The 23,816-nt window shown below is 71.2% G+C and carries 22 protein-coding genes; 17 read left to right on the top strand and 5 right to left on the bottom strand.

Going from position 1 to position 23,816, the window contains the following annotated elements; translation table 11 throughout:
* Positions 1 to 232 precede the first annotated feature (232 nt).
* Positions 233 to 841 carry a response regulator transcription factor gene (locus OHT57_RS43515; protein ID WP_328752490.1) on the bottom strand — a complete coding sequence of 203 codons (609 nt, stop codon included), beginning with the start codon at positions 839 to 841 and terminating at the stop codon, positions 233 to 235.
* A gap of 347 nt (positions 842 to 1,188) precedes the next feature.
* On the opposite strand from OHT57_RS43515, the gene OHT57_RS43510 reads away from it, so the two are divergent.
* Positions 1,189 to 3,336 carry a SpoIIE family protein phosphatase gene (locus tag OHT57_RS43510; protein ID WP_443053556.1) on the top strand — a complete coding sequence of 716 codons (2,148 nt, stop codon included), beginning with the start codon at positions 1,189 to 1,191 and terminating at the stop codon, positions 3,334 to 3,336.
* Positions 3,337 to 3,555: 219 nt separating this feature from the next.
* Here OHT57_RS43510 and OHT57_RS43505 read toward each other — a convergent pair whose 3' ends face one another.
* Positions 3,556 to 4,983 (bottom strand): S1 family peptidase, encoded by a 1,428-nt coding sequence (locus tag OHT57_RS43505; protein ID WP_328752489.1) that lies wholly within the window; start codon positions 4,981 to 4,983, stop codon positions 3,556 to 3,558.
* 186 nt (positions 4,984 to 5,169) lie between these two features.
* Between OHT57_RS43505 and OHT57_RS43500 the strand changes: the two genes are divergently transcribed.
* The 13 genes from OHT57_RS43500 (at position 5,170) to OHT57_RS43440 (ending at position 18,424) form a co-directional block, all read left to right on the top strand.
* A complete protein-coding gene (locus tag OHT57_RS43500; protein WP_328752488.1) occupies positions 5,170 to 5,583 on the top strand; it encodes a PaaI family thioesterase in 414 nt (137 codons plus the stop codon).
* Positions 5,584 to 6,052: 469 nt separating this feature from the next.
* Entirely contained in the window at positions 6,053 to 6,268 is a 216-nt protein-coding gene (locus OHT57_RS43495) for a type A2 lantipeptide (protein WP_328752487.1), read from the top strand.
* A 170-nt stretch (positions 6,269 to 6,438) separates the two neighbouring features.
* The gene (locus tag OHT57_RS43490; protein WP_328752485.1) at positions 6,439 to 7,245 is read left to right on the top strand and encodes an HlyD family efflux transporter periplasmic adaptor subunit; all 807 of its coding nucleotides are present in this window, start codon (positions 6,439 to 6,441) and stop codon (positions 7,243 to 7,245) included.
* A complete protein-coding gene (locus OHT57_RS43485; RefSeq protein WP_328752484.1) occupies positions 7,242 to 9,464 on the top strand; it encodes an NHLP family bacteriocin export ABC transporter peptidase/permease/ATPase subunit in 2,223 nt (740 codons plus the stop codon). The genes OHT57_RS43490 and OHT57_RS43485 overlap by 4 nt, the downstream gene beginning before the upstream one ends.
* A gap of 1 nt (position 9,465) precedes the next feature.
* Positions 9,466 to 12,279 carry an NHLP bacteriocin export ABC transporter permease/ATPase subunit gene (locus OHT57_RS43480; RefSeq protein ID WP_328752483.1) on the top strand — a complete coding sequence of 938 codons (2,814 nt, stop codon included), beginning with the start codon at positions 9,466 to 9,468 and terminating at the stop codon, positions 12,277 to 12,279.
* A gap of 95 nt (positions 12,280 to 12,374) precedes the next feature.
* Positions 12,375 to 12,794, top strand: coding sequence for a GNAT family N-acetyltransferase (locus OHT57_RS43475; RefSeq protein WP_328752482.1), 420 nt, complete (start codon positions 12,375 to 12,377; stop codon positions 12,792 to 12,794).
* 152 nt (positions 12,795 to 12,946) lie between these two features.
* Positions 12,947 to 14,449, top strand: a complete 1,503-nt coding sequence (locus OHT57_RS43470; RefSeq protein ID WP_328752481.1) for an MFS transporter — start codon at positions 12,947 to 12,949, stop codon at positions 14,447 to 14,449.
* Positions 14,450 to 14,613: 164 nt separating this feature from the next.
* Positions 14,614 to 15,621: a Ppx/GppA phosphatase family protein gene (locus tag OHT57_RS43465; RefSeq protein ID WP_328752480.1), complete on the top strand. Its 1,008-nt coding sequence runs from the start codon at positions 14,614 to 14,616 to the stop codon at positions 15,619 to 15,621.
* A 74-nt stretch (positions 15,622 to 15,695) separates the two neighbouring features.
* Entirely contained in the window at positions 15,696 to 15,866 is a 171-nt protein-coding gene (locus tag OHT57_RS43460; protein ID WP_328752479.1) for a hypothetical protein, read from the top strand.
* A gap of 116 nt (positions 15,867 to 15,982) precedes the next feature.
* Positions 15,983 to 16,996: an iron-containing redox enzyme family protein gene (locus tag OHT57_RS43455; protein WP_328752478.1), complete on the top strand. Its 1,014-nt coding sequence runs from the start codon at positions 15,983 to 15,985 to the stop codon at positions 16,994 to 16,996.
* Positions 16,997 to 17,695 carry a HemK2/MTQ2 family protein methyltransferase gene (locus OHT57_RS43450; protein ID WP_328752477.1) on the top strand — a complete coding sequence of 233 codons (699 nt, stop codon included), beginning with the start codon at positions 16,997 to 16,999 and terminating at the stop codon, positions 17,693 to 17,695.
* Positions 17,676 to 17,879 carry a CDGSH iron-sulfur domain-containing protein gene (locus tag OHT57_RS43445; RefSeq protein WP_328752476.1) on the top strand — a complete coding sequence of 68 codons (204 nt, stop codon included), beginning with the start codon at positions 17,676 to 17,678 and terminating at the stop codon, positions 17,877 to 17,879. The genes OHT57_RS43450 and OHT57_RS43445 overlap by 20 nt, the downstream gene beginning before the upstream one ends.
* A gap of 137 nt (positions 17,880 to 18,016) precedes the next feature.
* The gene (locus OHT57_RS43440) at positions 18,017 to 18,424 is read left to right on the top strand and encodes an STAS domain-containing protein (RefSeq protein ID WP_328752475.1); all 408 of its coding nucleotides are present in this window, start codon (positions 18,017 to 18,019) and stop codon (positions 18,422 to 18,424) included.
* 131 nt (positions 18,425 to 18,555) lie between these two features.
* Here OHT57_RS43440 and OHT57_RS43435 read toward each other — a convergent pair whose 3' ends face one another.
* Positions 18,556 to 18,990: a protease inhibitor gene (locus OHT57_RS43435; protein ID WP_328752474.1), complete on the bottom strand. Its 435-nt coding sequence runs from the start codon at positions 18,988 to 18,990 to the stop codon at positions 18,556 to 18,558.
* A 320-nt stretch (positions 18,991 to 19,310) separates the two neighbouring features.
* Between OHT57_RS43435 and OHT57_RS43430 the strand changes: the two genes are divergently transcribed.
* Positions 19,311 to 19,874, top strand: a complete 564-nt coding sequence (locus OHT57_RS43430) for a hypothetical protein (RefSeq protein ID WP_328752473.1) — start codon at positions 19,311 to 19,313, stop codon at positions 19,872 to 19,874.
* Positions 19,875 to 19,946: 72 nt separating this feature from the next.
* Here the strand turns inward: OHT57_RS43430 and OHT57_RS43425 are convergent, their stop codons facing one another.
* Positions 19,947 to 20,123, bottom strand: a complete 177-nt coding sequence (locus OHT57_RS43425) for a hypothetical protein (protein WP_328753548.1) — start codon at positions 20,121 to 20,123, stop codon at positions 19,947 to 19,949.
* A 42-nt stretch (positions 20,124 to 20,165) separates the two neighbouring features.
* On the opposite strand from OHT57_RS43425, the gene OHT57_RS43420 reads away from it, so the two are divergent.
* The gene (locus tag OHT57_RS43420; protein WP_328752472.1) at positions 20,166 to 20,867 is read left to right on the top strand and encodes an alpha/beta fold hydrolase; all 702 of its coding nucleotides are present in this window, start codon (positions 20,166 to 20,168) and stop codon (positions 20,865 to 20,867) included.
* Between the two features lie 58 nt (positions 20,868 to 20,925).
* Positions 20,926 to 22,113, top strand: coding sequence for a lactate 2-monooxygenase (locus OHT57_RS43415; protein WP_328752471.1), 1,188 nt, complete (start codon positions 20,926 to 20,928; stop codon positions 22,111 to 22,113).
* A 19-nt stretch (positions 22,114 to 22,132) separates the two neighbouring features.
* Here the strand turns inward: OHT57_RS43415 and OHT57_RS43410 are convergent, their stop codons facing one another.
* Positions 22,133 to 23,746 carry an RICIN domain-containing protein gene (locus OHT57_RS43410; RefSeq protein ID WP_328752470.1) on the bottom strand — a complete coding sequence of 538 codons (1,614 nt, stop codon included), beginning with the start codon at positions 23,744 to 23,746 and terminating at the stop codon, positions 22,133 to 22,135.
* Positions 23,747 to 23,816 lie beyond the last annotated feature (70 nt).

Raw genomic sequence — 23,816 nt, 5'->3', positions numbered from 1 at the left:
CCGGGCCGAGGAGCGCGCCGAGCGGGCCTTCGCGGAACGGCCGGACACCACGCTGGTCGTCGTCGCCCACCGGATCAGCTCGGCCCGGCGCGCCGGGAGCGTGCTGCTGATGGACGGCCGCCGCACGGCGCACGGCACCCATGACGAGCTCGTGCGCGACTCGGCGGCGTACCGCGAACTCGTGGGCGGCTGGGCGGCCGCAGCCCCGAAGCGGGCCACCTCCCCGGAGCGGTCAGAGCCAGCCCTGCCCCTGCGAGATGCGGATCGCGTCGATGCGGTTGCGGGCGCCGGTCTTGCGGGTGATGGCGGCCATGTAGTTGCGCACGGTCCCGTGGGACAGGTGCAGGTTCCCGGCGATCTCCTTGATGGAGGCACCCTCGGCCGCAAGGGTCAGCACACTCAGCTCCCGTCCGGTCAACGGCATCTCGGCGGCCTGGAGGAAACCGAAGCCCAGTGAGTCGTCGACGAAACGTTTCCCTTCGGCGACGCGTCGGATCCCGCGGACCAGGCGCTCCGGCGAGCCCTCCTTGTCGACATAGCCGAGGGCTCCCGCCTCGGCGGCCCGTTTCAGCAGCCCGGGCCGGTTGGCCGTGGCCAGTACGAGGAGGCGCGGCGGACTCCGGTCCGGCTCGCGCACCGATAACTCCCCCAAGGGCGGGATCCCGTAGGCGTCCGAGCACTCGAGATCGGCGGCGCACACATCGGGCCGCACGGATCGCATACGGCCCGGCGCGGTGTGCCACGGGGTGTCGAACACCCCGAGGTCCGGTTCCCGGCCGAGCCACTCCGCCAGCACCGATCTGACCAGACACGCGTCGTGCACCAGAAGCACCCGGATCACTGCTCGTCCCCCTCGATTCGCCGTACTCGGTTTCATGGCGATGAACGCGTGCCCCATTGTTCGGGTCCCGGACCTCCGGCGGGCGCGAAGAATTGGCCATCGGGGTGCGCGGGGGCGCACGCACGGCGCCCGTGAGCCGCGGCGCGCTTCGACTGTGGGGGCATGGGCCGGGGGCAAGGGGGTACACAGCCGACCTCGCCGTCGCGCGGCTACCCGTGTGCCCACGCCCGGTCACCGACGCGGAATCCTCGCCGTGCGGGACGCGCCGGGAGGGGGGAGATTTGATCCCTGGGGTTCGGCGCGCGTCAGCGGCTCGTGCCCCTTCCGGGACGCGCCCGTGCGAGGAGGTGGTCGGCGTGTCCGACGGGCACATGTCCGCCCCGGCGCCGACGAGCGCCCGGACGCGGGTGGGCCGTCCGCTGCTCTCCCTGGCGCTGGCGTCGATGATGGACGAGGTGCACGCCCACTCGGGCGCGGTGTATCTGCTGGCCGCCGGCGAACCGGTACTGGAGATGGCGGTGATGGCGGGCCTGCCGCGGACTTTCGCGGCGCCCTGGGAGCGGGTGGGGCTGAGCGCGCCGATCCCGGTGGCTCAGGCGGTGCGGGAGCGGCGGCTGGTGTGGGTCGGCGGCGAGCAGGAAATGGCGCACCGCTATCCGCGGATCGCCGTGGTACTGCCGTATCCGTTCGCCCTGGCCGCCGTACCGGTGGCCACCCCGTCCACGGTGTACGGCGCGGTCTTCGTGACCTGGCCCGGTTCGCATCCGCCGGAGCTGACCGACCGGGAGCGGCACCATCTGACCGCCGCCTGCGGGCGGCTCGCGATGCGGCTGGAGCGGGCGGTGCAGGACAGCCGGCCGCCGTACGCCGAGCCGGATCTGCTCGCCGCGGCGCCGGCGGGAGGCGTGGCCGGGACGCTGGGCACGGTGGAGGCGGCACGGATGGTGGCGCGGCTGCCGTACGGGCTGTGCTCGCTCGACCTGCACGGGCGGGTCTCCTTCGCCAACGCGGCGGCGGCCGAACTGATCGGGGTCCCGGTCTCCCGGCTGCTGGGCTCGCAGCTGTGGGCGGCGGTGCCGTGGCTCAACGACCCGGTCTACGAGGACCGTTACCGGGCCGCGCTGCTCAGCCAGCACAGCACGTCGTTCGTGGCGTTGCGACCGCCCGGGGACTGGCTGTCGTTCCGGCTGCACCCCAGCACGACCGGGCTGAGCGTCCGGGTCGGCCGGGCCCGGGCGGTGGCGGAGATGAACAGGGCCGGACCGCGGCCCGGGGACCCGCCGGCCCGGCTGGTCACGATCTCGCAGGTGCTGAGTCTGGCGGGGGCACTGACCGAGGCGGTCGGGGTGCAGGACGTGGTGCAGCTGGTGGCGGACGAGATCGCCCCGGCGGTGGGGGGCCAGGCGCTCGTGGTGCTCGGCGCGAAGGCAGGGCGGCTGCACGTGCTCGGGCATCGCGGCTATCCGGACGCCCGGGTCGTCGAGCGCTTCGACGGGCTGCCGCTGGCCGAACCGACGCCCGGCACGCATGCCCTGAACACCGGGGTGCCCGCCTTCTTCGACTCCCGGGAGCAGCTGGAGCACCTGTATCCGGGGCGGAACGCCACCCCCGACGGGTTCGCGGCCTGGGCCTATCTGCCGTTGATCGCCTCGGGGCGCCCGGTGGGCACGTGTGTGCTGGCCTACGCGGAACCGCACCCCTTCCCCGCGGACGAGCGGGCGGTCCTGACGAGTCTCGGCGGACTGATCGCCCAGGCCCTGGAACGGGCCTTGCTCTACGACGCCAAGCACCAGCTGGCGCACGGTCTGCAGGCCGCCCTGCTGCCGCACACCCTGCCCCGGCTGCCCGGCATCGACGCGGCGGCCCGCTATCTGCCGGCCACCCAGGGCATGGACATCGGCGGCGACTTCTACGACCTGGTGCCGGTGAACGGGCAGGCGGCCGCCGTGATCGGGGACGTGCAGGGGCACAACGTGACGGCGGCCGGCCTGATGGGGCAGCTCCGGACGGCGGTACGGGCGTACACGACCGTCGGCCAGCCGCCCGAGGAGGTCATGCGCTCGACCAACCGGCTGCTGATCGACCTCGGTGCCGACCTGTTCGCGAGTTGTCTGTATCTGAGGCTCGATCCCGGGCGGGGGCGCGCGGTGATGGCCCGGGCGGGACACCCCCCACCGTTGCTGCGGCGGCCGGACGGGCGGGTGCGGGTGCTGGACCTGGCCGGCGGCCCGCTGCTGGGGATCGACGGTTCGGCCGTCTACCCGACGACGGAGGTGGAGCTCGCTCCGGGTTCCGTCCTCGTCCTCTATACCGACGGTCTGATCGAGTCCCCCGGCGTCGACATCGAGGACGCGCTCGCCGATCTGGGACAGCGGCTCGCCGAGGCCGGTGACCGTCCGCTCGACGACCTGGCCGACGAACTCGTCGGCCGCAGTGGTGCCGCGCGGGAGCGGATCGACGACGTGGCGTTGCTGTTGCTGCGGGCCGACGGCTGACGGGGCCGACGCCTCACGGCTGCCGGCCGCCTGCTGTCGGCGGGGCACAACGCGCCGGTCCGGCCCTCCCGCCGGAGGGCCGGACCGTTGCACCTTCCGGCCCGCCTCGCGGTGTGGCAGGAAGGCGGTCGTGCGGACCGACGTCGGCAGCGGAGGGTGGGGGCGGACCGCTGCCGACGCGGCCGGTACAGGGGATCTGGTGTCAGACCGCCTGAGGGATCAGTGGGACTCCGTCACACCGGTGCCGTCACCGGCGCCGTTGCCCGTCGCGTCACCGTTGCCCGTCGCGTCACCGTTGCCGGCCGCTTCGCCGCCGATCTGGTCACCGCCGACCTCTTCGCCGGGGCTGACACTGGCCTCGTCACCGGGGCTCGCGCTCGCGCCTGCGTCGCCACCTGCGCCGACCTCGTCACCGGGGTTCGCGCCTGCGTCGCCACCTGCACCGGCCTCGTCACCGGGGCTCGCGCTGGCGTCGCCACCTGCACCGGCCTCCCCGCCGCCGGCCGCGTCACCCGCGCCGAGCGTGGCGCCGACCGCCTGGAGAGCGGTGGTCACCGGCTGGAAGAAGGTCTCGCCGCCGACGGTGCAGTCGCCGCTGCCGCCTGAGGTCAGGCCGATCGCCGAACCGTCCTGGGTGAACAGCGAGCCGCCGCTGTCGCCGGGCTCGGCGCAGACGTCGGTCTGTATGAGCCCCGTGACGGTGCCCTCCGGGTAGTTCACGGTCGCGTCGAGTCCGAGGACCTGGCCGTCGGCGAGGCCCGTGGTGGAGCCCATCCGGAAGACCTGGGCGCCGACCTCGGCGTCCGCGGCCTGGTTGATCGCGACGGTCTGGCCGCCGCCGGCGTTGACCTCGCTGGGCGCCACGGTCGCCGGGTCGTCGTACTTGACCAGGGCGAAGTCACCGTCGCCGGGGAAGGTCGCCTGGTCGACGGTGGCGATCGGCTGGCCGTCCTGTGTGTCCGACCACTGTTCGGCCGCGACCCCGCAGTGACCCGCGGTCAGGAAGGCGGGGCTGCCGTCGCCCGCGGTGACGTTGAAGCCGAGCGAGCAGCGGGCACCGCCGCCGAAGATCGCGTCTCCACCGGAGACGAAGGTCTTGAGGGTGCCGGCCGACTTCTTGATCGTCGCCATGCCGGAGCCGAGGCTCTTCACGGTCGACTCGATGGTGTTCCACTTGGCGCCGGTGACCGTGCTGTCGGCGGTCACGAGGATCTTGTTGGTGCGCGGGTCGACGGCCCAGGAGGTGCCCGGGATGGTCGCGTCCTCCTTGAGGGTCTTCGCGCCGGCAGCCAGTTCGGGGAGGCTGTTGTCGACCTCGCGGACCTCTGCGCCCGCCTTCTTCGCCTGCACGACGACGTTGTTGCTGTCGCCGGAGATCACGTTGTTCACGACGTTCACGACGAGCTGCTGCTTGTCGGAGTCGTAGTAGGACCCGGCGAAGGCGTCGCCCAGCATCTTCTCGAGTTGCGAGGCGAGGTCCGAGGCATCCGTCGCCTTGAGCGTCTTCGGCGCGATGGCCGCCGCGTCGTTCGACGAGCCGTCCTGGGACGCGTTGGCGTTGGGCAGCAGAATCGCGGCCGCTCCGAGCGCTACGACGGTGCCTGCCGCGAACGCGGCCTTGCGCTTCGGAATTCGCTTGTGACTCAAACTTCTCGACCTCCTGGGGGGACCGGAGTCTTTACCGCCGTATGGCAGTTGTTCGGGGCGCCTGGATGGTCATGGGTACGCAGGGTGCACGCGGTGCGTTCAATGCCGTTTCTTTACGCCGTGATTGCCACGCCGATTCGGCCACGGGCCGTGCCGGTCGCGCGGCGGGCGGGAACAATCCCCCATATGACGATGACGCCCGCCGAAGCCGACAAGATCCTCACCGGCAGCTTCGCCCCCTGGGTCCTCGACCTCGGCCTCCTGGTCGAGACGCTCACGGACGACCACGTGGTCCTGCGTCTTCCCCGGTCACAGCGGTTGGCTCGGGAGGGTGGCGCACTGTCGGGCCAGGCACTGATGGCCGCCGCCGACACCGCCGCCGTGATCGCCGTGGCGGCGGCCCGGGGCAGCTACGGGCCCATGACGACGGTGCAGCAGTCCACGGCTTTCCAGCGGGCGGTGACCGGTTCGGATGTCCTGATCAAGGCGGTCGTCACCAAGCTGGGCCGCCGTATGGCGTTCGCCGACATCACGATGACCGACTCCGTGTCGGGCTCACTCGCGGCCCGCGCGAGCACGGTCTACGCACTCCTGGGCTGACACACCCGCGGAAAAACACGCTCAGCAAGCGATCGACAACGGTCCGTTGTGGATACGGCCCCGAATCCCCCCTTCAGTGAATCTGCACATCGAATGCTCAACGAGGTCACCGGAAGCGGAAGTTCTGCACACTTGGCGGCCGGCGCCCATGCCATTGGAGAGGTGTGTCGCATTCGCCGCACCAACGGCAAGGATCACCGCACGCCATCACGGCATCACATGTGAAGAAGTCGATCCCAAGGCGTGCACAACCCTGCACCGATGGAAGCTTCTGTGACTCAAGTTCCCTGGTGGGGCCGGTGATTGATTGGAAGCGCGGCGCCGCAGCGTGCTTTGATCCATCGCACCGCAGGGTCGCCAGGCATTCCCGGAAACGGGGAGTCAGGCGTCTGCGATCGCGGCCGTCATCTGTCCCCAGAGGGGGCCGCTCCCCCCTTGCTGAGATATCCACACGAAGGGAAGTTCCATCATGAACTCCACCCCCCAGGTTGAGACCGTCGAGATCTCGGACGCCGACCTCGACAACGTCTCCGGCGGCCTCGCCCTCAACGCCCTCGGCACCGTCACCGGCCTGGTGGACGGCGTCGCCCCGGTTTCCGGCGTGGTCAACACGGTTGTCGGCACCGTCGAGGGTGTCACCGGCCTGAGCACCGCCCCGGTCACCGGCCTGGTTTCCGGTCTCTGATCACACTCCATGTGATCTGATCGCACCACTTGTGATCACCCTGTCCCGGAGCCGTTTCCTGGCTCCGGGGCTTTCGGGTTTCGTAAACCAGCCGGCTCACGGGCCGGGGGTCGTACACCAGCCGGCTCGCGCGAGCCGGTCCTCTCTCTTTCGCAGGTGAGGGAAGTTCCGTGCAGTTCCGCCAACAGGCCCTCGCCAAGCTCCAGTCCCCGGAGGAGCTCGACCTTCCGGTGCGTTTCGCCCGCCCGCAGGGCTGGCTCGTGATGTCCGTGACGGTGGTCGTGATGGCCGCCGCTGCCGTGTGGGCGGTGACCGGCTCGGTCGCCTCCACGGTGAGTGCGCCCGCCATCCTCACGCACGGGCAGGGCAGTTACATCCTGCAGAGCCCGGTCGCCGGCCAGGTCACGCAGGTGCTCGCCGCGGAGGGGCGGCAACTGCCCGCCGGCTCCCCGGTACTGAAGGTCCGCACGCCCAAGGGCGACACGGTCGTCCGCACGGTCGCCGCGGGCCGGGTCACCGCGCTGGCGGCCACCATCGGTCAGATCATCTCCACCGGTGCGAACGTCGCTGCCGTGGAGAAGGTCGCCCACAGCTCCGACCCGATGTACGCCACGGTGTACGTGCCCGCCGAGAACGCGGCCTCCATCCCGGCGAACGCCCCCGTGGACCTGACCGTCTCCTCGGTCCCCACCCAGGAGTACGGCGTGCTGCGCGGCCATGTGAAGTCGGTGGACCGTTCGGCGCAGTCGGCACAGCAGATCGCCGCGTTCCTCGGGGACAGCCAGCTCGGCGAGCAGTTCTCCAAGGACGGCCGTCCGGTCGCCGTCCTGGTGAAGCTGGACAGGTCCCGGGGCACGAAGAGCGGTTACAAGTGGTCCTCTGCCGAGGGCCCGCCGTTCGTGCTCACCTCCATGACCGTGGCCTCGGGATCGATCCGGCTGGCCGATCAGCGCCCCGTCGATTGGCTGCTGCCATGAGCACCGCACAGGACACCCGGGGCAGACGCCGCTCCGCCCCGCCCAAGCGCCCGGTCCCCACGGGGAAGGCGAAGACGGTCCGGACCCCCACCGTCCTGCAGATGGAGGCCGTGGAGTGCGGGGCCGCGTCCCTCGCCATGGTGCTCGGCCACTACGGCAGGCATGTGCCGCTGGAGGAGCTGCGCATCGCCTGCGGCGTCTCCCGGGACGGCTCGCGCGCCAGCAACCTCCTCAAGGCGGCCCGCAGTTACGGTCTGACGGCCAAGGGCATGCAGATGGACACGGCCGCGCTCGCCGGGGTGAAGACACCGGCCGTACTGTTCTGGGAGTTCAACCACTACGTCGTGTACGACGGCATGGGGCGCCGCTTCGGCCGCCGCGGTGTGTACATCAACGACCCGGGCAAGGGCCGCCGTTTCGTTCCCATGGAGGACTTCGACGGCAGCTTCACCGGTGTCGTGCTGGTGATGGAGCCCGGTGAGGGCTTCTCCACGGGCGGCCGCAAACCGGGGATCCTCGGCGCGATGCCGGCCCGGCTGCGCGGCACCGCGGGCACCATGCCCGCGTCGGTCCTCGCCAGTCTGCTGCTGGTGCTGGTCGGCGCCGCCACGCCCGCGCTGAGCCGTACCTACATCGACATGTTCCTGATCGGCGGCCAGACCTCCCTGCTCGGCGTGCTGTTCGCGTCGATGGGCACGTGTGTGGCCCTCACCCTCGCCCTGACCTGGCTCCAGCAGGCGAACCTGCTGCACGGCCGCATCATCTCCTCGACCCTCTCCAGCGCCCGCTTCCTGCGCCATCTGCTGCGCCTGCCGGTGACGTTCTTCTCCCAGCGCAGCCCCGCCGACCTGGTCCAGCGACTCCAGTCGAACGACCAGGTGGCCGAGACCCTGTCCCGGGACCTCGCGGCGGCGGGCGTCGACGCCGTGGTCGTCGTCCTGTACGCGATCCTGCTCTACACCTACGATCCCCAACTCACGTACGTCGGCATCGGCGTGGCCCTGCTCAACGTGGCGGCCATGCGGGTCGTCATCCGGCTGCGCGCCACCCGTACGGCGAAGCTGCGCGCGGACAGCGCCCGGCTCACCAACACCGCTTACACCGGGCTGCAGTTGATCGAGACGATGAAGGCGACCGGCGGCGAGGACGGCTACTTCCGCAAGTGGGCCGGGCAGCACGCCACCACGCTGGAGGAGCAGCAGCGGCTCGGGGTGCCGAGCGCCTGGCTGGGCGTGGTCGCTCCGATGCTGGCCACCTTCAACAGCGCCCTCATCCTCTGGATCGGCGGCATGCGAGCCGTGGAGGGCGGGATCTCCGTCGGCCTGCTGGTCGCCTTCCAGGCCCTGGTCACCCGTTTCACCGCGCCGATCACCCGCCTCAACGGCGTGGCCGGCCGCATCCAGGACTTCGCGGCCGACGTGGCCCGCCTGAAGGACGTGGAGAACTTCAAGGCCGACCCGCTCTACGACCGCCCGGGCGCCGGCGATTCGACCCGACGGCTGCAGGGGCATGTCGAGCTGCAGAACATCACCTTCGGCTACAACCCCCTCGACAAGCCGCTGCTGACCGGCTTCGACCTGACGGTGGGGCCGGGCCGGCAGGTGGCGCTGGTCGGCGGCTCCGGCAGCGGCAAGTCGACCGTGTCCCGGCTGATCTCGGGTCTGTACGCGCCCTGGGAGGGTGTGATCCGCATCGACGGACAGCGCCTGGACGACATCCCGCGCGGCGCGCTCGCCTCCTCGGTGTCCTTCGTCGACCAGGATGTCTTCCTCTTCGAGGGCTCCGTGCGCGACAACGTGGCGCTGTGGGACCCGTCGATCCCGGACGACGCCGTGGTGGACGCCCTGCGGGACGCGGCCCTGTACGACGTGGTGCTGCGCCGCCCCGGCGGCATCCACAGCAGGGTCGAGCAGGACGGCCGCAACTTCTCCGGCGGGCAGCGCCAACGCCTGGAGATCGCGCGGGCGTTGGTGCGCCGGCCCAGCATCCTGGTCCTCGACGAGGTGACCAGCGCGCTGGACGCGGAGACCGAACTGACCGTCATGGACAACCTGCGCAAGCGCGGCTGTGCCTGTGTGGTGATCGCGCACCGGCTCAGCACCGTGCGCGACAGCGACGAGATCGTCGTACTGCAACACGGCACGATCGTGGAGCGCGGGCGGCACGAGGAGCTGGTGGCGCGCGGCGGCGCGTACGCGGCGCTGGTCAAGGAACGGTGACATGACTACCGCACACGAAGGGGACGTGGTCCTCACCGCCCTCGGTCAGATGGGCACGCGCGTCGACTGCGCCGGGTTCAGCCGCATCGACCTCGAAGGCCCGCAGGTGCTGTGGCTGGTGGTGTCCGGTGCCGTGGACCTGTTCGCGGTGGACGCCGGACAGCAGGGCCACTGGCATCACCTGGGCCGTCTGGAGCCGGGCGCCCTGCTGCTCGGGCCGGTGGCAGGGCCCCATCACACCCTGGTGGCACGCCCCCTCAGGGACTGCGTGGTGCACCGCATCGGCCTGCGCGAGCTGTACGAACCCACGAACACCCAGACCTGGTCGTACGACGAGTACGGCAACCCCCAGTACGTACCGCCGACGACGAGCCCTCTGGAGTACGCCCTCGCGCTCGGAGTGGGCCGGAGTCTGTCCATCCTCTTCCAGGCGCCGATGGCCGACGAGCGGGCCGCCGCCCCGACCGACGACGACGTCTTCTGGATGCAGGTGCCGCCGGGCAGCGTGCAGTACGGCTCGCTCTACGGCGCCGAGGCAGCCGCCGACCTGCTGATGGACCCCGGGGTCTGGCAGAGCATGGTCGACCAGCAGTACCGGCTGCTGACCACGCTGGACCGCTGGATCGAGGAGCTGGAGCGCACCCACGAGACCCGGACGGCCGCCGGTATCAGGGCCGGTGAGGCGGTGCGTGTCCAGGCCGACCGGACACTGCTGGCGTCCATCGGCCGGTCGAAGCAGCGGGCGACGGCCGCCGACGCGGACGCAAGTTATGCGGCGTGCAAGCTGGTCGCCGAGGCCGCCGGGATCCCCCTCGCCGAGAACGCCCAGAGCGGCACCGAGAGCGAGCGCCTGGACCCGGTCGAGCGCATCGCTCTCGCCTCCCGGGTCCGCATCAGGTCCGTACGCCTGGAGGGCAGTTGGTGGCACGACAACATCGGTCCCCTGGTCGGTCACCGCGCCCTGTCGGGTGCACCGGTCGCGCTGCTGTGGCGGCGCGGCGGTTATGTGGCGGTGCACCCGGCGACGGGACGGGAGACTCCGGTCGAGAAGGACAACACGGAGGAGTTCGAGCCCCGCGCGGTGATGTTCTACCGCCCCCTTCCCGACCGGAAGCTCGGCTTGCCCGGACTTCTCCGGTTCAGCATGCGCGGCACCGGCGGCGACGTGTCGAACCTGCTGCTCAGCGGTCTGGTGACGGTGGCGATCGGCGCCCTCGTCCCGATCGCCACCGGAAAGGTGCTCGGTGAGTTCGTACCGAAGGCGCAGACCGGTCTGATCGTCCAGGTGTGTCTGGCCGTGATGGTCAGCGGTGTGGTGACGGCGGCCTTCATGCTGCTCCAGAACCTCACCATGCTCCGCCTGGAGGGCCGTATCGAGGCGACCCTCCAGCCGGCGGTGTGGGACCGGCTCCTGAGGCTGCCCACGAAGTTCTTCACCGAGCGCTCCACCGGTGAACTGGCCAGTCAGGCCATGGGCATCAGCTCGATCCGCCGGATGATGGCGGGCATCGGCCCGGCGGTCGCCCAGTCGGTGACCGTCGGCGCGATGAACCTGGGGCTGCTGTTCTGGTACAGCGCGCCGATGGCCATGGCGGCGATCGGCATGCTCGTCGTGATCGCCGCGGGGTTCCTGGGGCTCGGGCTGTGGCAGGTGCGCTGGCAGCGACGGCTGGTGGTCCTCGGCAACAAGCTGAACAACCAGGCCTTCCAGACCTTGCGCGGTCTGCCCAAGCTCCGGGTCGCGGCGGCCGAGAACTACGCCTACGCGGCCTGGGCCTCGGAGTTCGCCCGCAGCCGCGAACTCCAGCAGAAGGTCGGCCGCATCAAGAACCTCACCACGGTGATGGGCTCGGTGTACCTCCCGCTGTGCACCCTGCTGATGTTCATGCTGCTGGCGGGCCCGGCGCGCGGCTCGATGTCGGCGGCGGAGTTCCTCACCTTCAACACCTCGGTGACGATGCTGCTGACCGCGGTCACCTCGCTCACCGGCTCGTTCGTCTCGGTGGTGGCCGCGCTCCCGCTGTTCGAGGAGATCAAGCCGGTCCTGGACGCCTCCCCGGAGGTCCGCACCGCGAGCACCCGACCGGGTCCGCTCACCGGGGCGATGGAGGCCCGCAAGCTCTCCTTCCGCTACTCCGACGACGGTCCCCTGATCCTCGACGACGTGTCCTTCGAGATCCGGCCGGGCGAGTTCGTGGCGATCGTCGGCCCGAGCGGCTGCGGCAAGTCGACGCTGCTCAGGCTGCTGATCGGCTTCGACCGCCCGGTCTCCGGGAGTGTCCTGTACGACGGCCAGGACCTGGCGGCCCTCGACCAGTCGGCGGTGCGCAGACAGTGCGGTGTCGTCCTCCAGCACGCCCAGCCGTTCACGGGCTCCATCCTGGACGTCATCTGCGGCACCGAGCCCTACACCCCGGAGGAGGCGATGGCGGCGGCCTCGATGGCGGGGCTCGCGGAGGACATCCAGCGGATGCCGATGGGTCTGCACACCATCGTCTCGGGCAGCGGTGCCATCTCCGGCGGCCAGCGCCAACGCCTGATGATCGCCCAGGCGTTGATCCGTCGGCCGCGGATCCTCTTCTTCGACGAGGCGACCAGCGCCCTGGACAACGACACCCAGCGCACGGTCATCGAGTCCACCAAGGCCCTCAACGCCACCCGGATCGTCATCGCCCACCGTCTGTCCACGGTGCTGGACGCGGACCGTGTGATCGTGATGGAGAACGGCAAGGTCGCCCAGCAGGGACCGCCGGCGCAGCTCCTCGCGGACACCGGCGGGCGGCTGCACGAGCTGGTGCGACGGCAGATGGCGTGACGGTGTGACGGTGACGTGAGGGGCCGTCGGGCGCTCGCGATCATCGGTGGAGAAACCGTTCGCCGGACAGCCCGGCGCTCTGCTTGGCTGACCCCATGAGCGATCTCCACATCCGCCACGCCACCCCTGCCGACATCGACGCCGTGCTGCGGTTCTGGCGCGACGCCGCGGAAGGAACGAGCATCAGCGACGACCACGACGGAGTGGCCCGACTCATCGCGCGCGACCCCGAGGCCCTGCTTCTCGCAGAGCGGGACGGCCTGCTCACGGGAACCGTGATCGCCGGCTTCGACGGCTGGCGATGCTCCGCCTACCGGCTCGCCGTACATCCGGACCACCGCCGACGGGGCATCGCGACCGCCCTGCTGGCCGCAGCCGAACAGCGCTTCGCCGATCTGGGCGGGCGACGCGTCGACGCCATGGTCCTGGAGGCCAACGAACAGGCACACCACGCCTGGGCCGCCGCCGGCTACCACCGCGAGGACCACTGGCGCCGCTGGGTCAAGCCGCTGTAGGTCCGGCGGCCCCGCTCCTGACCACCGCCCCGCCCCCACTCCAACGAAACGTTGCCGTTTCGCTGCGAGTGGTCTAATCTCGATGTGTACGAAACGGTTTCGTTTACACATCGGTAACGCCCAGCCGACTTTCCCTGGAGTGGTGGATTCCCATGTCCGAGAAGACTTTGACCGAGAGCAGCCGGGAGGACGCCGTACAGGCGCACCCCGACGCCTCGACCAAGCGGTGGTGGATTCTCGCCGTCGTCGCCCTCGCCCAGCTGATGGTGGTCCTCGACGCCACCATCGTGAACATCGCACTGCCCTCGGCCCAGGCCGACCTCGGCTTCTCCGACGGCAACCGGCAGTGGATCGTCACTGCGTACGCGTTGGCGTTCGCGTCCCTGCTGCTGCTCGGCGGCCGGATCGCCGACCTGTTCGGCCGCAAGACCGCCTTCCTCATCGGTGTCGTCGGCTTCGCCGCCGTCTCCGCGCTCGGCGGTGCCGCCACCAACTTCGAGATGCTGGTCACCGCCCGCGCCCTGCAGGGTGCCTTCGGCGCGCTCCTCGCGCCCGCCGCGCTCTCGCTGCTCAACACGACGTTCACCGACGCCAAGGAACGCGCCAAGGCGTTCAGTGTCTACGGCGCCATCGCCGGTGCCGGCGGTGCGGTGGGCCTGCTGCTCGGTGGCGTCCTGACCGACGCCCTGGACTGGCGCTGGACGCTCTACGTCAACGTCGCCATCGCCGTCGTCGCCTTCGCGGGCGGCTGGCTGCTGCTGCACAACCACCGCGACGCCGCGAACTCCAAGCTGGACGTGCCCGGCACGGTACTGGTCGCCGGCGGTCTCTTCTCCCTGGTGTACGGCTTCTCCAACGCCGAGACCCACGACTGGAACTCTCCCCTGACCTGGGGCTTCCTGATCGCGGGCGGAGCGCTGCTGGCCGCCTTCACCTGGTGGCAGACCCGTACCGCGCACCCCCTGCTGCCGCTGCGCATCCTGCTGGACCGCAACCGTGCCGCATCCTTCCTGGCCGTGCTGATCTCCGGCGGCGGCATGTTCGGCGTCTTCCTCTTCCTCACCTACTACCTCCAGCTGAACCTCGGCTTCAGCCCCACGAAGACCGGCGTGGCCTTCCTGCCGATGGTCGCCGCGCTGATGGTCGCGGCCCAGGTCGGCACCACGATGCTGGTGCCCCGGATCGGCCCGAAGGCGATCATCCCGCTGGGCTTCGCGGTCGCCGCGGCCGGCATGGCCTGGCTCGCCGGGATCGACGTCGGCTCCGACTACGTCTCCGCGGTGCTGCCGCAGCTGATCGTGATCGGACTCGGCCTCGGCCTGGTCATGCCGCCGGCCATGCAACTGGCCACCGGCGGGGTGGCGTCCGAGGATGCCGGTGTCGCCTCCGCCACCGTCAACGCCATGCAGCAGGTGGGCGGTTCGATCGGTACGGCGCTGCTGAACACGCTGGCCGCGAGCGCCGCCACCGACTACCTGGTCGGCAGGAACGCCGCGAACAAGCTGGTCCAGGCCCAGGCGACGATCGAGAGCTACACCACCGCCTTCTGGTGGTCGGCGGGCCTCTTCGCCGTCGGCGCCGTGATCACCCTCCTGCTCTTCCGGAGCGGGGTGCCGGAGCAGGACGCGGACGCCGCACCCGTCGTCCACATGTAGCCGCCGCAGCACGAGCCGCTCGGCCGAAGGGCCGCCGTCCGCAGGGAGACGGCGGCCCTTCCCGTTGTCCCGCGCGGCTCGCTCCCCGGGGGCGGTTGCCGGGAGTGACGCCCCGGTGCGGCGGCCGACGTTGAAGCGGGTCGCGCATGGGTACCCACAGGTCCATGCGGATAAGCGTGGTGGATGTGGGTTCGAACACGGTACGACTTGTGGTGGCGGACGCCGAGGACGGGGTGCCGCTGCCGGTGCACACGGCGAAATGGCGGCTGAGACTCTCCGACCATGTGCGGCCGGGTGGACCGGTGCCAAAGGAGGCCGTGGAGCAGCTGGTCGAGGCGGTGGAAGGGGCGAAGCGGACCGCCGCGAGGTGGGGTGCGGCCGGACCGCTCGCCTTCGCCACCGCCGTCGTGCGCTCCGCGCCGAACCGCCAGGAGGTACTGCGTGCCGTCCGGACACGGACCGGCGTCGCTCTCTGCACGCTGCCGGGCGAGGTGGAGGCCGAGCTCACCTTCCTCGGGGCGCGACGGTGGATGGGCTGGCGCTCCGGGCCGCTCGCGCTGTTCGACATCGGCGGCGGCTCACTCGAAGTCGCCTTCGGACGCGGCCGGTTGCCGGACTACGTGGCCTCGCTGCCGCTGGGCGCGGGCCGGCTGACCCACGAGTTCTTCATCGGCCAGGACCCGCCTCCCCTGGAGGCGGTGCGGGCGCTGCGCCGCAAGGTCCGCCACCAGCTGCGGGACGTGGCGTCGCGGATCCGCTGGGAGGGACCCCGCACCGCGGTGGCCACCTCGCGCACCTTCGAGCAGCTGGGGCGGCTCTGCGGGACCTCGCCGGGGCGGCACGGCCCGTTCGTGGAACGGCGGATGCACCGCGCCGACCTGGGGGTCGCAATCGAGCGGCTGGCCGCGCTCCCGGCCGCACGGCGCTCCGAACTGCCCGGCATCTCCGCTCCGCGCGCCGCGCAGAGCCTGGCGGGTGCGGTGGTGGGGCACACCGCGATGAAGCTCACCGGCATCAGGACGGTCACCATCTGCCCCTGGGCGATCCGCGAGGGCGTACTGCTGCGGCACATCGAGGACGGCCCGTCCTGGTGGGCGGAGATCGCCCACCAGGGCGAGGAGAGCACTCCCCCGGACCCGGTGCCGCTGCGCATCGCGGCCGCCACGCGCTGAGCCAAGGCGCCGCATCCGTACACCGAGAAGGGCCACCCGCCGCCGGACGGTGGACAAGGGGAGAGGAGCCGACCGTGTCCGAGAAGAGGCAGAAGCCGGACACCGCCCTGGAGGAGGTCCTGCGCGAGTTCGAGGACGCCGAGACGCGCACCCAGGACCCCGACGAGAAGCGCGGACACGAGGGCGAGGCCGGAGAGGCCATCACCCCGAACACCCGCGCCCAGGAGGAGTCCGGGGGCGAGTGACCTCGGGGCAGCCGATGCCGGCCGGCGCACCCGAGATCTCCCTGGTCACGTGGTGCGCGCCGGCCCCGCTGTGAACGCGGCAGGGTGACGTCGCGTTCCCCGGGTACCCGGGGCGCATGGATCACGACCTCCAAGGACCTCTGCTGCCGCCGGCCCGGGGCCCTGTCTCCGCGGGCGTCGAGGAGTATCTGCTCGGCGCCGGGCCGTTGCCGCGCCACGAGGAGGTCGCGGCGGCAGCCGTGTACGGCGACGACTTCCAGCTCGCCCTGTACCTCTGCTACGAACTGCACTACCGCGGCTTCGCCGGTGTGTCCCCCGACCACGAGTGGGACCCCGACCTGCTGCGCACCCGAGCCGCCCTGGAGCACCACTTCCTGTCCGCCCTGCGCACGGACACCCGAGGTCACGACAGCGTCGAGGACGCGCTGGCCGGACTTCTCGTCGAGCCGGTCGACGGCACGGGTGTCAGCCACTTCCTGAGCAAGGAAGGTGAGCTGTGGCAGGTGCGCGAGTACGCGGCCCAGCGCTCCCTCTACCACCTCAAGGAGGCCGACCCGCACGCATGGGTGCTGCCCAGGCTGTGGGGGCGCGCCAAGGCGGGCATGGCGGCGGTGGAGTTCGACGAGTTCGGCGGCGGCCGCCCCGACCGCGTCCACGCCCTCCTGTTCGCCGAGTTGATGACGGACCTGCGTCTGGACACGACGTACGGGCACTACCTGGACGCGGCCTGCGCGGAACTGCTCGCGACGGTGAACGTCATGTCGCTGCTGGGCCTGCACCGCAGTCTGCGCGGGGCACTCGTGGGTCACTTCGCGGCGGTCGAGATCACCTCCTCGCCCGGCTCCCGGCGCCTGGCGGAGGCGATGCGCCGCACCGGCGCGGGACCGGCCGCCGAGCACTTCTACGACGAACACGTCGAGGCCGATGCCGTCCACGAGCAGGTCGTACGCCATGACGTCATCGGCGGTCTGCTGGACGAGGAGCCCTGTCTCGCCGCCGACATCGCCTTCGGTATCGACGTCACCGGTCATGTGGAGGACCGGCTCGCGGAGCGTCTCCTGAGTGACTGGCAGGCCGGGCGGTCGTCCCTGCGCGTGCCCCTGCCTTCCGAAAACTCCCATATTTCCTGAATGCCGGGGTACTTGGGCCAGGTGAGATCACCGATTCCACCTCTCATCCTCCCCGGCGTGTACACCCCGCAGGAGGACACCGCCCTCCTGGCCGGGGCCTTGTCCGAAGAACCGCTGCCGCCGGGCGCGCACGTCCTCGACGTGGGCACCGGCACCGGCGCGCTGGCACTGCAGGCAGCACGCCGGGGCAGCCGGGTGACGGCGGTGGACGTGTCGTGGCGGGCGGTCTGCACGGCCCGGCTGAACGCCTGGCTGACCGGAGCGTCCGTCCACGTCCGGCGCGGCAACCTCTTCACCCCCGTGCGGGACCTGTCCTTCGATCTGATCCTGAGCAATCCGCCCTACGTACCCGCACCGACACCGGCGGGCCGGCCGCCGCGAGGCAGGGCCCGGGCCTGGGACGCGGGCCACGACGGGCGGTTCGTCCTGGACCGGGTCTGCCGGGAGGCGCCCGCCCTGCTGCGCCCCGGAGGGGTGCTGCTGATCGTGCACTCCGAGCTGAGCGACTCGGCGCGGACGGTCGGACATCTGCGCGAGGCCGGCCTCAAGGCCGCCGTGACCCGCCGTCACCGCATCGCGTTCGGTCCGGTGTTGCGTACCCGGGAGGACTGGCTGCGCCGGCGCGGACTGCTGTCCGCCGCCGACGCGGCCGACGAGAAGGAAGAGCTGGTGGTCGTCCGTGCCGAACTCCCCCTCTGAGCGACCGTGCCGCATCCGGGTCCAGCAACGCGGACCGCTCCTCATGGAGGGTCCGGTGGAAGTGGAGCTGGAGGACGGCAGCACGGTCGTCTCCGACCGCTTCCAGGTGGCCCTGTGCACCTGCCGGCGCAGTCGCCGCTACCCCTGGTGCGACACCAGCCACCGGGAGCGGACCCGCCTATAGACAAGAAGTCAACGCTATTGACTGAAATTCACCGGGTCGAGTGAACCAGATCTTGCGGACCCCGCTGGATGGATGTTCCGGGCCGCTCCGGGGTAGCTACCGAGATCACATGCGTCCCTCGCCGAGGTGGAGCGGCCATGACGCCGGAGTTCGAAGACCGCGTTACCGGGACGCCCACGGCGAACCCGTATGCCCGCACCCGGGCCGAGGGTGGTTTCACCGTGGTGGAGGCCGCCGGCGAGATCGACCTCGCGACGGCGGGCTTTCTCTCGGAGCATCTGGACGCGGCGACCGCGACCGCCCGACCGGACGTGCTGGTGGACCTGCGGCAGGTCGAGTTCTTCGACTGCTCGGGCCTGCGGGTGCTGTGCCGCGCCGACACCCGGGCCAGGGGGCGCGGCGGACGGCTGCGCGTAGTCACCGACGAGCCACGTCTGCACCGATTACTGCGCGCCGCGGGCCTGTGGCGCCGCTTTCCGCCGCTTCCCGGGTTCCCGGAGTCCCCGGAGCCTCTGGCGCCCTCGGAGTTCCCCGAAGCGGAATGACCCGAGGGGCCGGCGGACGGCCCCACACCGTCCGCCGGCCCTCGGTGCGGGATCACAGAGTTCCGTGAGAGGGGCGACTCCCCAACCGCGAGCCCCTCGGGCAGATCACGGGACCGCGTGATCCCGGTCTCTCAGAACGTGAAGACGCTCGCCCCGTAGGAGTTCTTCACGCACTCGTTGGCGAAGGTGTGCTCATAGGAGACCCGCTTGCCCCGCCACACGCCGTCGACGGTGACCACCACGGGGGCGTACTCCTTGGTGCACTGCACGTCGCTCCTGTCCGCCAGGGCGTCCAGGTCACCTCCTGCGGCACGCAGTTCGGCGCAGGCCCGGGCCGCTGCCGGGTGGGTGCCCGACGAGGTCGGGGCACAGGTCAGGGTCACAGCTCTTTCCGGGGTGACGGTGGCGGCGCTGTCGCCGTGGCCGAGGGTGAGCACGAGCGCGGACGGGGCGTAGAGGCCCATGGGAGCGGCGGCCGGTTCGGCGAGAGCGGCCCCGGTCAGGGGTCCGCAGACGGCGGTGGCCGTGAGGCCGAGGGTCGCTGCCCAGCGCGCGGTGTTCCGCATTGTGTGCATCCTTCCGCTGGATTCGAGGGTGCCCTCCGACTCGGTCGGTGCCGGAGCGGCGAGCGTGAGTCTGCCGAGTTCTGGCCCGAACTTCACATCGACCCCACAGGTTTCAGTAACCTTGCGTGTTGAATCAGTGGCGTGAAGTCACATCATCCGAACACTCGATCCCCTCAACTGTGCGGTTCTTGATCGTCCGATCCGGCCGGATGGCTTGATCACCCCGCCTCGGCAATAGGCCTGAAACATTCCGCTTCAGCCGTCAGCGCACACCGTCTCGATCCCTTGCGTTCACGCGATGGCGGAGTAATCGTCATTACATGATTACCAACGAACAGCGAGAGAAGCTGCGCGGCTGGTTCGCCGGCCGACTGCCCGACGACCTCTTCGACGCCCCGGCCGAGGTGATCGTCGACCGCGAGGAGATCACCGTGATCGGCCGCATCCCCGAGCCCCGGCTCGCCGAGGACGTCTCGGCCGCCGAGCGGGAGGCGGCGGTACAGAGCCGGATCCAGGAGTTCCGGGAACGCACCCGGGACGAGCGGATCGCGGTCGCGCGCGAGGCGGAGCACACGTTCCGCCGCAAGGTCTCCTGGGGTGTGGAGTGCGGCGGCGAGCGCGTCCTGTTCACACATGTGGCGGCGCCTGTCATGACCCGGCTGCGCCAGCCCGAGCGCCAGGTCCTGGACACCCTCATCGCCGGCGGGGTCGCCCGCAGCCGCAGTGACGCCCTCGCGTGGTGCGTCCGGCTGGTCCAGCGCCACAGCGACGACTGGCTCGTCGAGCTGCGGGATTCCCTGGAGCACGTCCAGCGGGTGCGGGCCCAGGGACCGGACGCCGAGGAGGTGGCCGACACCTCCACCGAGGACACAGAAGAGGGCTGAGACGTCCACCGGCTGGGGCGCCGCCGTCGGCCGTACGGTCGGCGGCCCCCAGCAGGACGGCATCCGCGGCGATCACGGACCGTCCGCCCGCACCGCCGATTCCCTCGCCGGTGCCTCGTTCGCCGTCAGCGCGCCGGCCGTCACCGGGTTCGCGCACCGCTCGAACCGGCGGCCCTGACCGCGAGCCGTGTACGGGCCCGAGGGAGCGCGGCTCGCCCGCACCGTCGAGGTGCCGACGTCGCCGGTCACCGGGCCCGGGGCACTGTCGGTGCCCTCGACTACATTGCAGTCATGACCAACTTCGTACTGGTGGCGGGCGCGAGGCTCGGGGCGTCGGCGTGGGACGAGGTCGCAGCCGAACTGCGCACGGCCGGGCACCGGGCTCATCCCCTGACGCTGTCGGGCCTCGCGGAGAAGCAGGGGGTCCCGGCGGGACAGCAGACGCACGTTCAGGACATCGTCGCCGAGGTCGAGCGGCTGGACCTGCGCGAGGTGGTGCTGGTGGGGCACAGCTACGCGGGCGTACCCGTGGGACAGGCGGCCGAGCGGATCGGTGGCCGGCTCACGCGGGTGGTGTTCGTGGACTCCGACGTGCCCGTCGACGGGAAGTCGTTCCTGTCGGGGTGGCCGAGCGACCATGTGCGCAAGGAGATCGAGGAGAACGACGGCTACTGGCCGCTGGTGGGCGCCGACCACTACGCCGACCAGGGGCTGACGGACGAGCAGATATCCCGGATCCTCGACGGCGCGACCCCGCACCCGGGCGCGACGCTCACCGAACCGGCCGTCCTCACGCGTCCCCTCGGCGACCTGCCGGCCACCTACATCAAGTGCCTTCTGGACGGCGCCGAACCGACGCCCGTCGTGGCCGAGTTGCTGAAGAGCGAGCGATGGGACCTGGTCGAGATGGACACCGGGCACTGGCCGATGTACTCGCAGCCGCGCGAACTGGCCCGGATTCTCGCCGAGTCCGGGACGGCCACCCCCTCCTGACCTGCGCCCGCCCCCGGATATGGTCAACGCACTCGACGGCGAGAGGCGGTTCGGACGGATGGCCAAGCACTGGGCGGACTTCCAGTACGAGATCTATCTGAACGGCATGTCCGGCACGGTGCCCCGGCTCCCCACCGACCTGACCCGGCTGGAGGAGCTGACCGAGCAGCGGCTCGGGCCCGGCCCGGTGGGCTATGTGGCGGGCAGCGCGGGCGACGGCAGTACGGCGCGGGCCAACCGGTCGGCTCTGCAGCGGCGCCGGATCGTTCCGCGCATGCTGCGGGACGTCCACGAACGCGATCTGTCGGTGGAGGTGCTGGGGCGCTCCCTGCCCGCCCCGCTGGCCCTGGCGCCGGTCGGCGTCCTGTCGATCATGCACCCGGACGCGGAGCCGGCCGCCGCCCGGGCCGCCGCGGCGCAGGGCGTGCCGTACATCCTGTCGTCGGCGTCCAGCACGCCGATGGAGCAGGTCGCCGAGGCGATGGGCGACGCCGAACGCTGGTTCCAGCTGTACTGGCCGAAGGACCCCGAGGTGGCCCTGAGCTTCCTGAACCGGGCGAAGGCAGCCGGGTTCACGGCCCTGTTCGTCACCCTGGACACCCCGCTGCTGTCCTGGCGGCCACGCGACCTCGACCAGGCGTACCTGCCGTTCCTGCACGGTGTGGGCACCGCCAACTACTTCTCCGACCCGGCCTTTCAGGCGGGCCTGGCCAAGCCGGTGCACGAGGACCCGAACGCGGCCGTGCTGCACTTCGTCGGGATGTTCGCGGACCCCGGCAAGACCTGGCCCGACCTCGCGTTCCTGCGGGAGCACTGGGACGGGCCGATCGTGCTCAAGGGTGTCCTGCACCCGGACGACGCCCGGTCGGCCGCCGACGCCGGGATGGACGGGGTCGTGGTGTCCAACCACGGCGGACGGCAGGTGGCCGGGTCCGTCGCCGCGGCCGACGCGCTGCCGCGGGTGGTGGAGGCGGTCGGTGACCGGCTGACCGTGCTCTTCGACAGTGGGATCCGCACCGGCGACGATGTCTTCAAGGCCCTCGCGCTCGGCGCCCGCGCGGTCCTGCTCGGACGGCCCTACGTCTACGGCCTCGGCCTCGACGGGCAGCCGGGCGTCGAGCACGTGATCCGTTGTCTGCTCGCCGAGTTGGATCTCACGCTGGCCCTGTCCGGGCACGCGACACCGGCGACGATCGGCCCCGACGACCTCATGGAGGGCCCCGCCTTGGGGGGAGGCACTCCATGAGGGAAGGCCTCCCCCGTTCCTAGATCCGGTCCGTGAGTTCGGCGGGCCGCGCCTGCGGGGCCTCGCTGCCGGTGACCGACAGCGAGCCGGGGCTGGCGTCGGTGGTCGGGTCGGTCAGCCAGCGCTGCTGGTCCGAGTGGTCGCGGACCTTGACGACGATGTCGGCGCCCGGGGCCTCAGTGGTGGTGGCGAGGGCCAGCTGCTCGTCCCAGCGGGGCAGCAACTCTCCCTGCACGGTGAGGTCGTAGCGCACGTCTCCGCCTCGCTTCGCCTTGTCGTCGGCGCACTTGCCGAGGATGACCACCCCCGCGTCCACGTGGGAGTCCAGGCACAGCTCGGGCTGCGCCTCGCTGCGCAGCAGGCCGTCGGTCTCGTACGACCACTGCTGGGTCCGGTCGGTCGAGCATGCGGCCAGTTCGGTGGCGGCGCCCTCCTTGGGGATGCCCCGGATGTCGAGGCAGAGGCCGGCGGCGGCGTTGCGAAGCCGGGTCACCGCCGGTGCGGTGGGCAGCTGGGCGGTGCCCGGGGTGCCGGTCCCGGCTCCCGGGATCACGCCGCCGTTGGTGGCGCTGGTGGAGGCGGCCGGGTCGGCCCCGTCGTCGTGCGACCACAGGCCGGAGGCGAGCAGGACGGCGACGAGTCCCGCGGAGGTGAGGCCCACGCCGGTGAGCAGCGTCCGTGAGGACCGCAGACCGCCGCCCGTGCCGGGATCGCGCCGACCGGGTGTGGGAATGCGCTCGAGGATGCGGCGGCGGGCCGCCCCGTGCCGGCCGCTGCCCCGGCGCCCCGTTTCCTGGGGCGTACGCCCGGCGCGCAGTTCGAGGTAGCGGCGGGCACCCCAGCCGAGCACCGCCTCGGCGAGCAGTATGCCCAGGCCGCCCTCGAAATGGCTCAGTTGTTCCGCGGCGGAACGGCAGTAGCGGCACTCCGAGAGATGCTGCTGGACATCCGGCAGCAGGGTTCCCCCGCGACGAATCGGAACGTCTAGGAGGCGGTTGTAGAAGCGGCAGTCCTTGGTCGGCGCGAGTTCCCGATGGGCATGTACACATCCTTCCCGGAATTTTTCACGCGCCTGTTCGAGGGCCGCCGACGCGGTGTCGGTGGCCATGCCGAGGAGTGCGGCGGGCACGGTAATCGAGTCCGCCTCCACCTCGGTGTGCCACAGCAGACAGCGGGCGAGTCCGGGAAGGGCCTGGAAAGACCGCTCGGCGAGCTTGCGGTTTTCCGGTGTCATGGACTTCGCGGCCCGCATACCGCGGCCGCCGTTCGGTTTCACCAGGTCCGGCAGAACGTCGGTTATCCGGTCCTCGGCCACCCACTCCTTGACCGTGTCCCGCACGGCCACCAGGGTTCTGGGGCGCAGCGCGAGGGCCGGTTCGCCGAGCGCGAGCCGGTCCAGGACCTGGTGGAAGGCGGCGGTGGCCACCATGGATGCGGTCTCGGACGGGGAGGCGAGACAGATGACCGCGTATTCGTGGGCCGGTTTCCAGTGGCGCGCCATGAGCAGCGCGATGGACTGGGCGGCCTCGCCGTCGGGACGGCCTCTGAGCCGGGCTGCGAGGTCCTCGTCGGATTCGCCGGACGCGGCACCCGGCGGCGGGTAAGGCGGAAGCGGTGGGTGGGGGGTTGGCACTGAGCGGATTCCTTCCCACGGGCATGGGACTCACAGAAGTTCTCGTTGCCGAAATGAAAGCGACAAAGGG

The organism is Streptomyces sp. NBC_00285 (genome assembly GCF_036174265.1).
Classification (GTDB): Bacteria; Actinomycetota; Actinomycetes; order Streptomycetales; family Streptomycetaceae; genus Streptomyces.
This window is presented reverse-complemented; position numbering and strand designations above follow the sequence as displayed.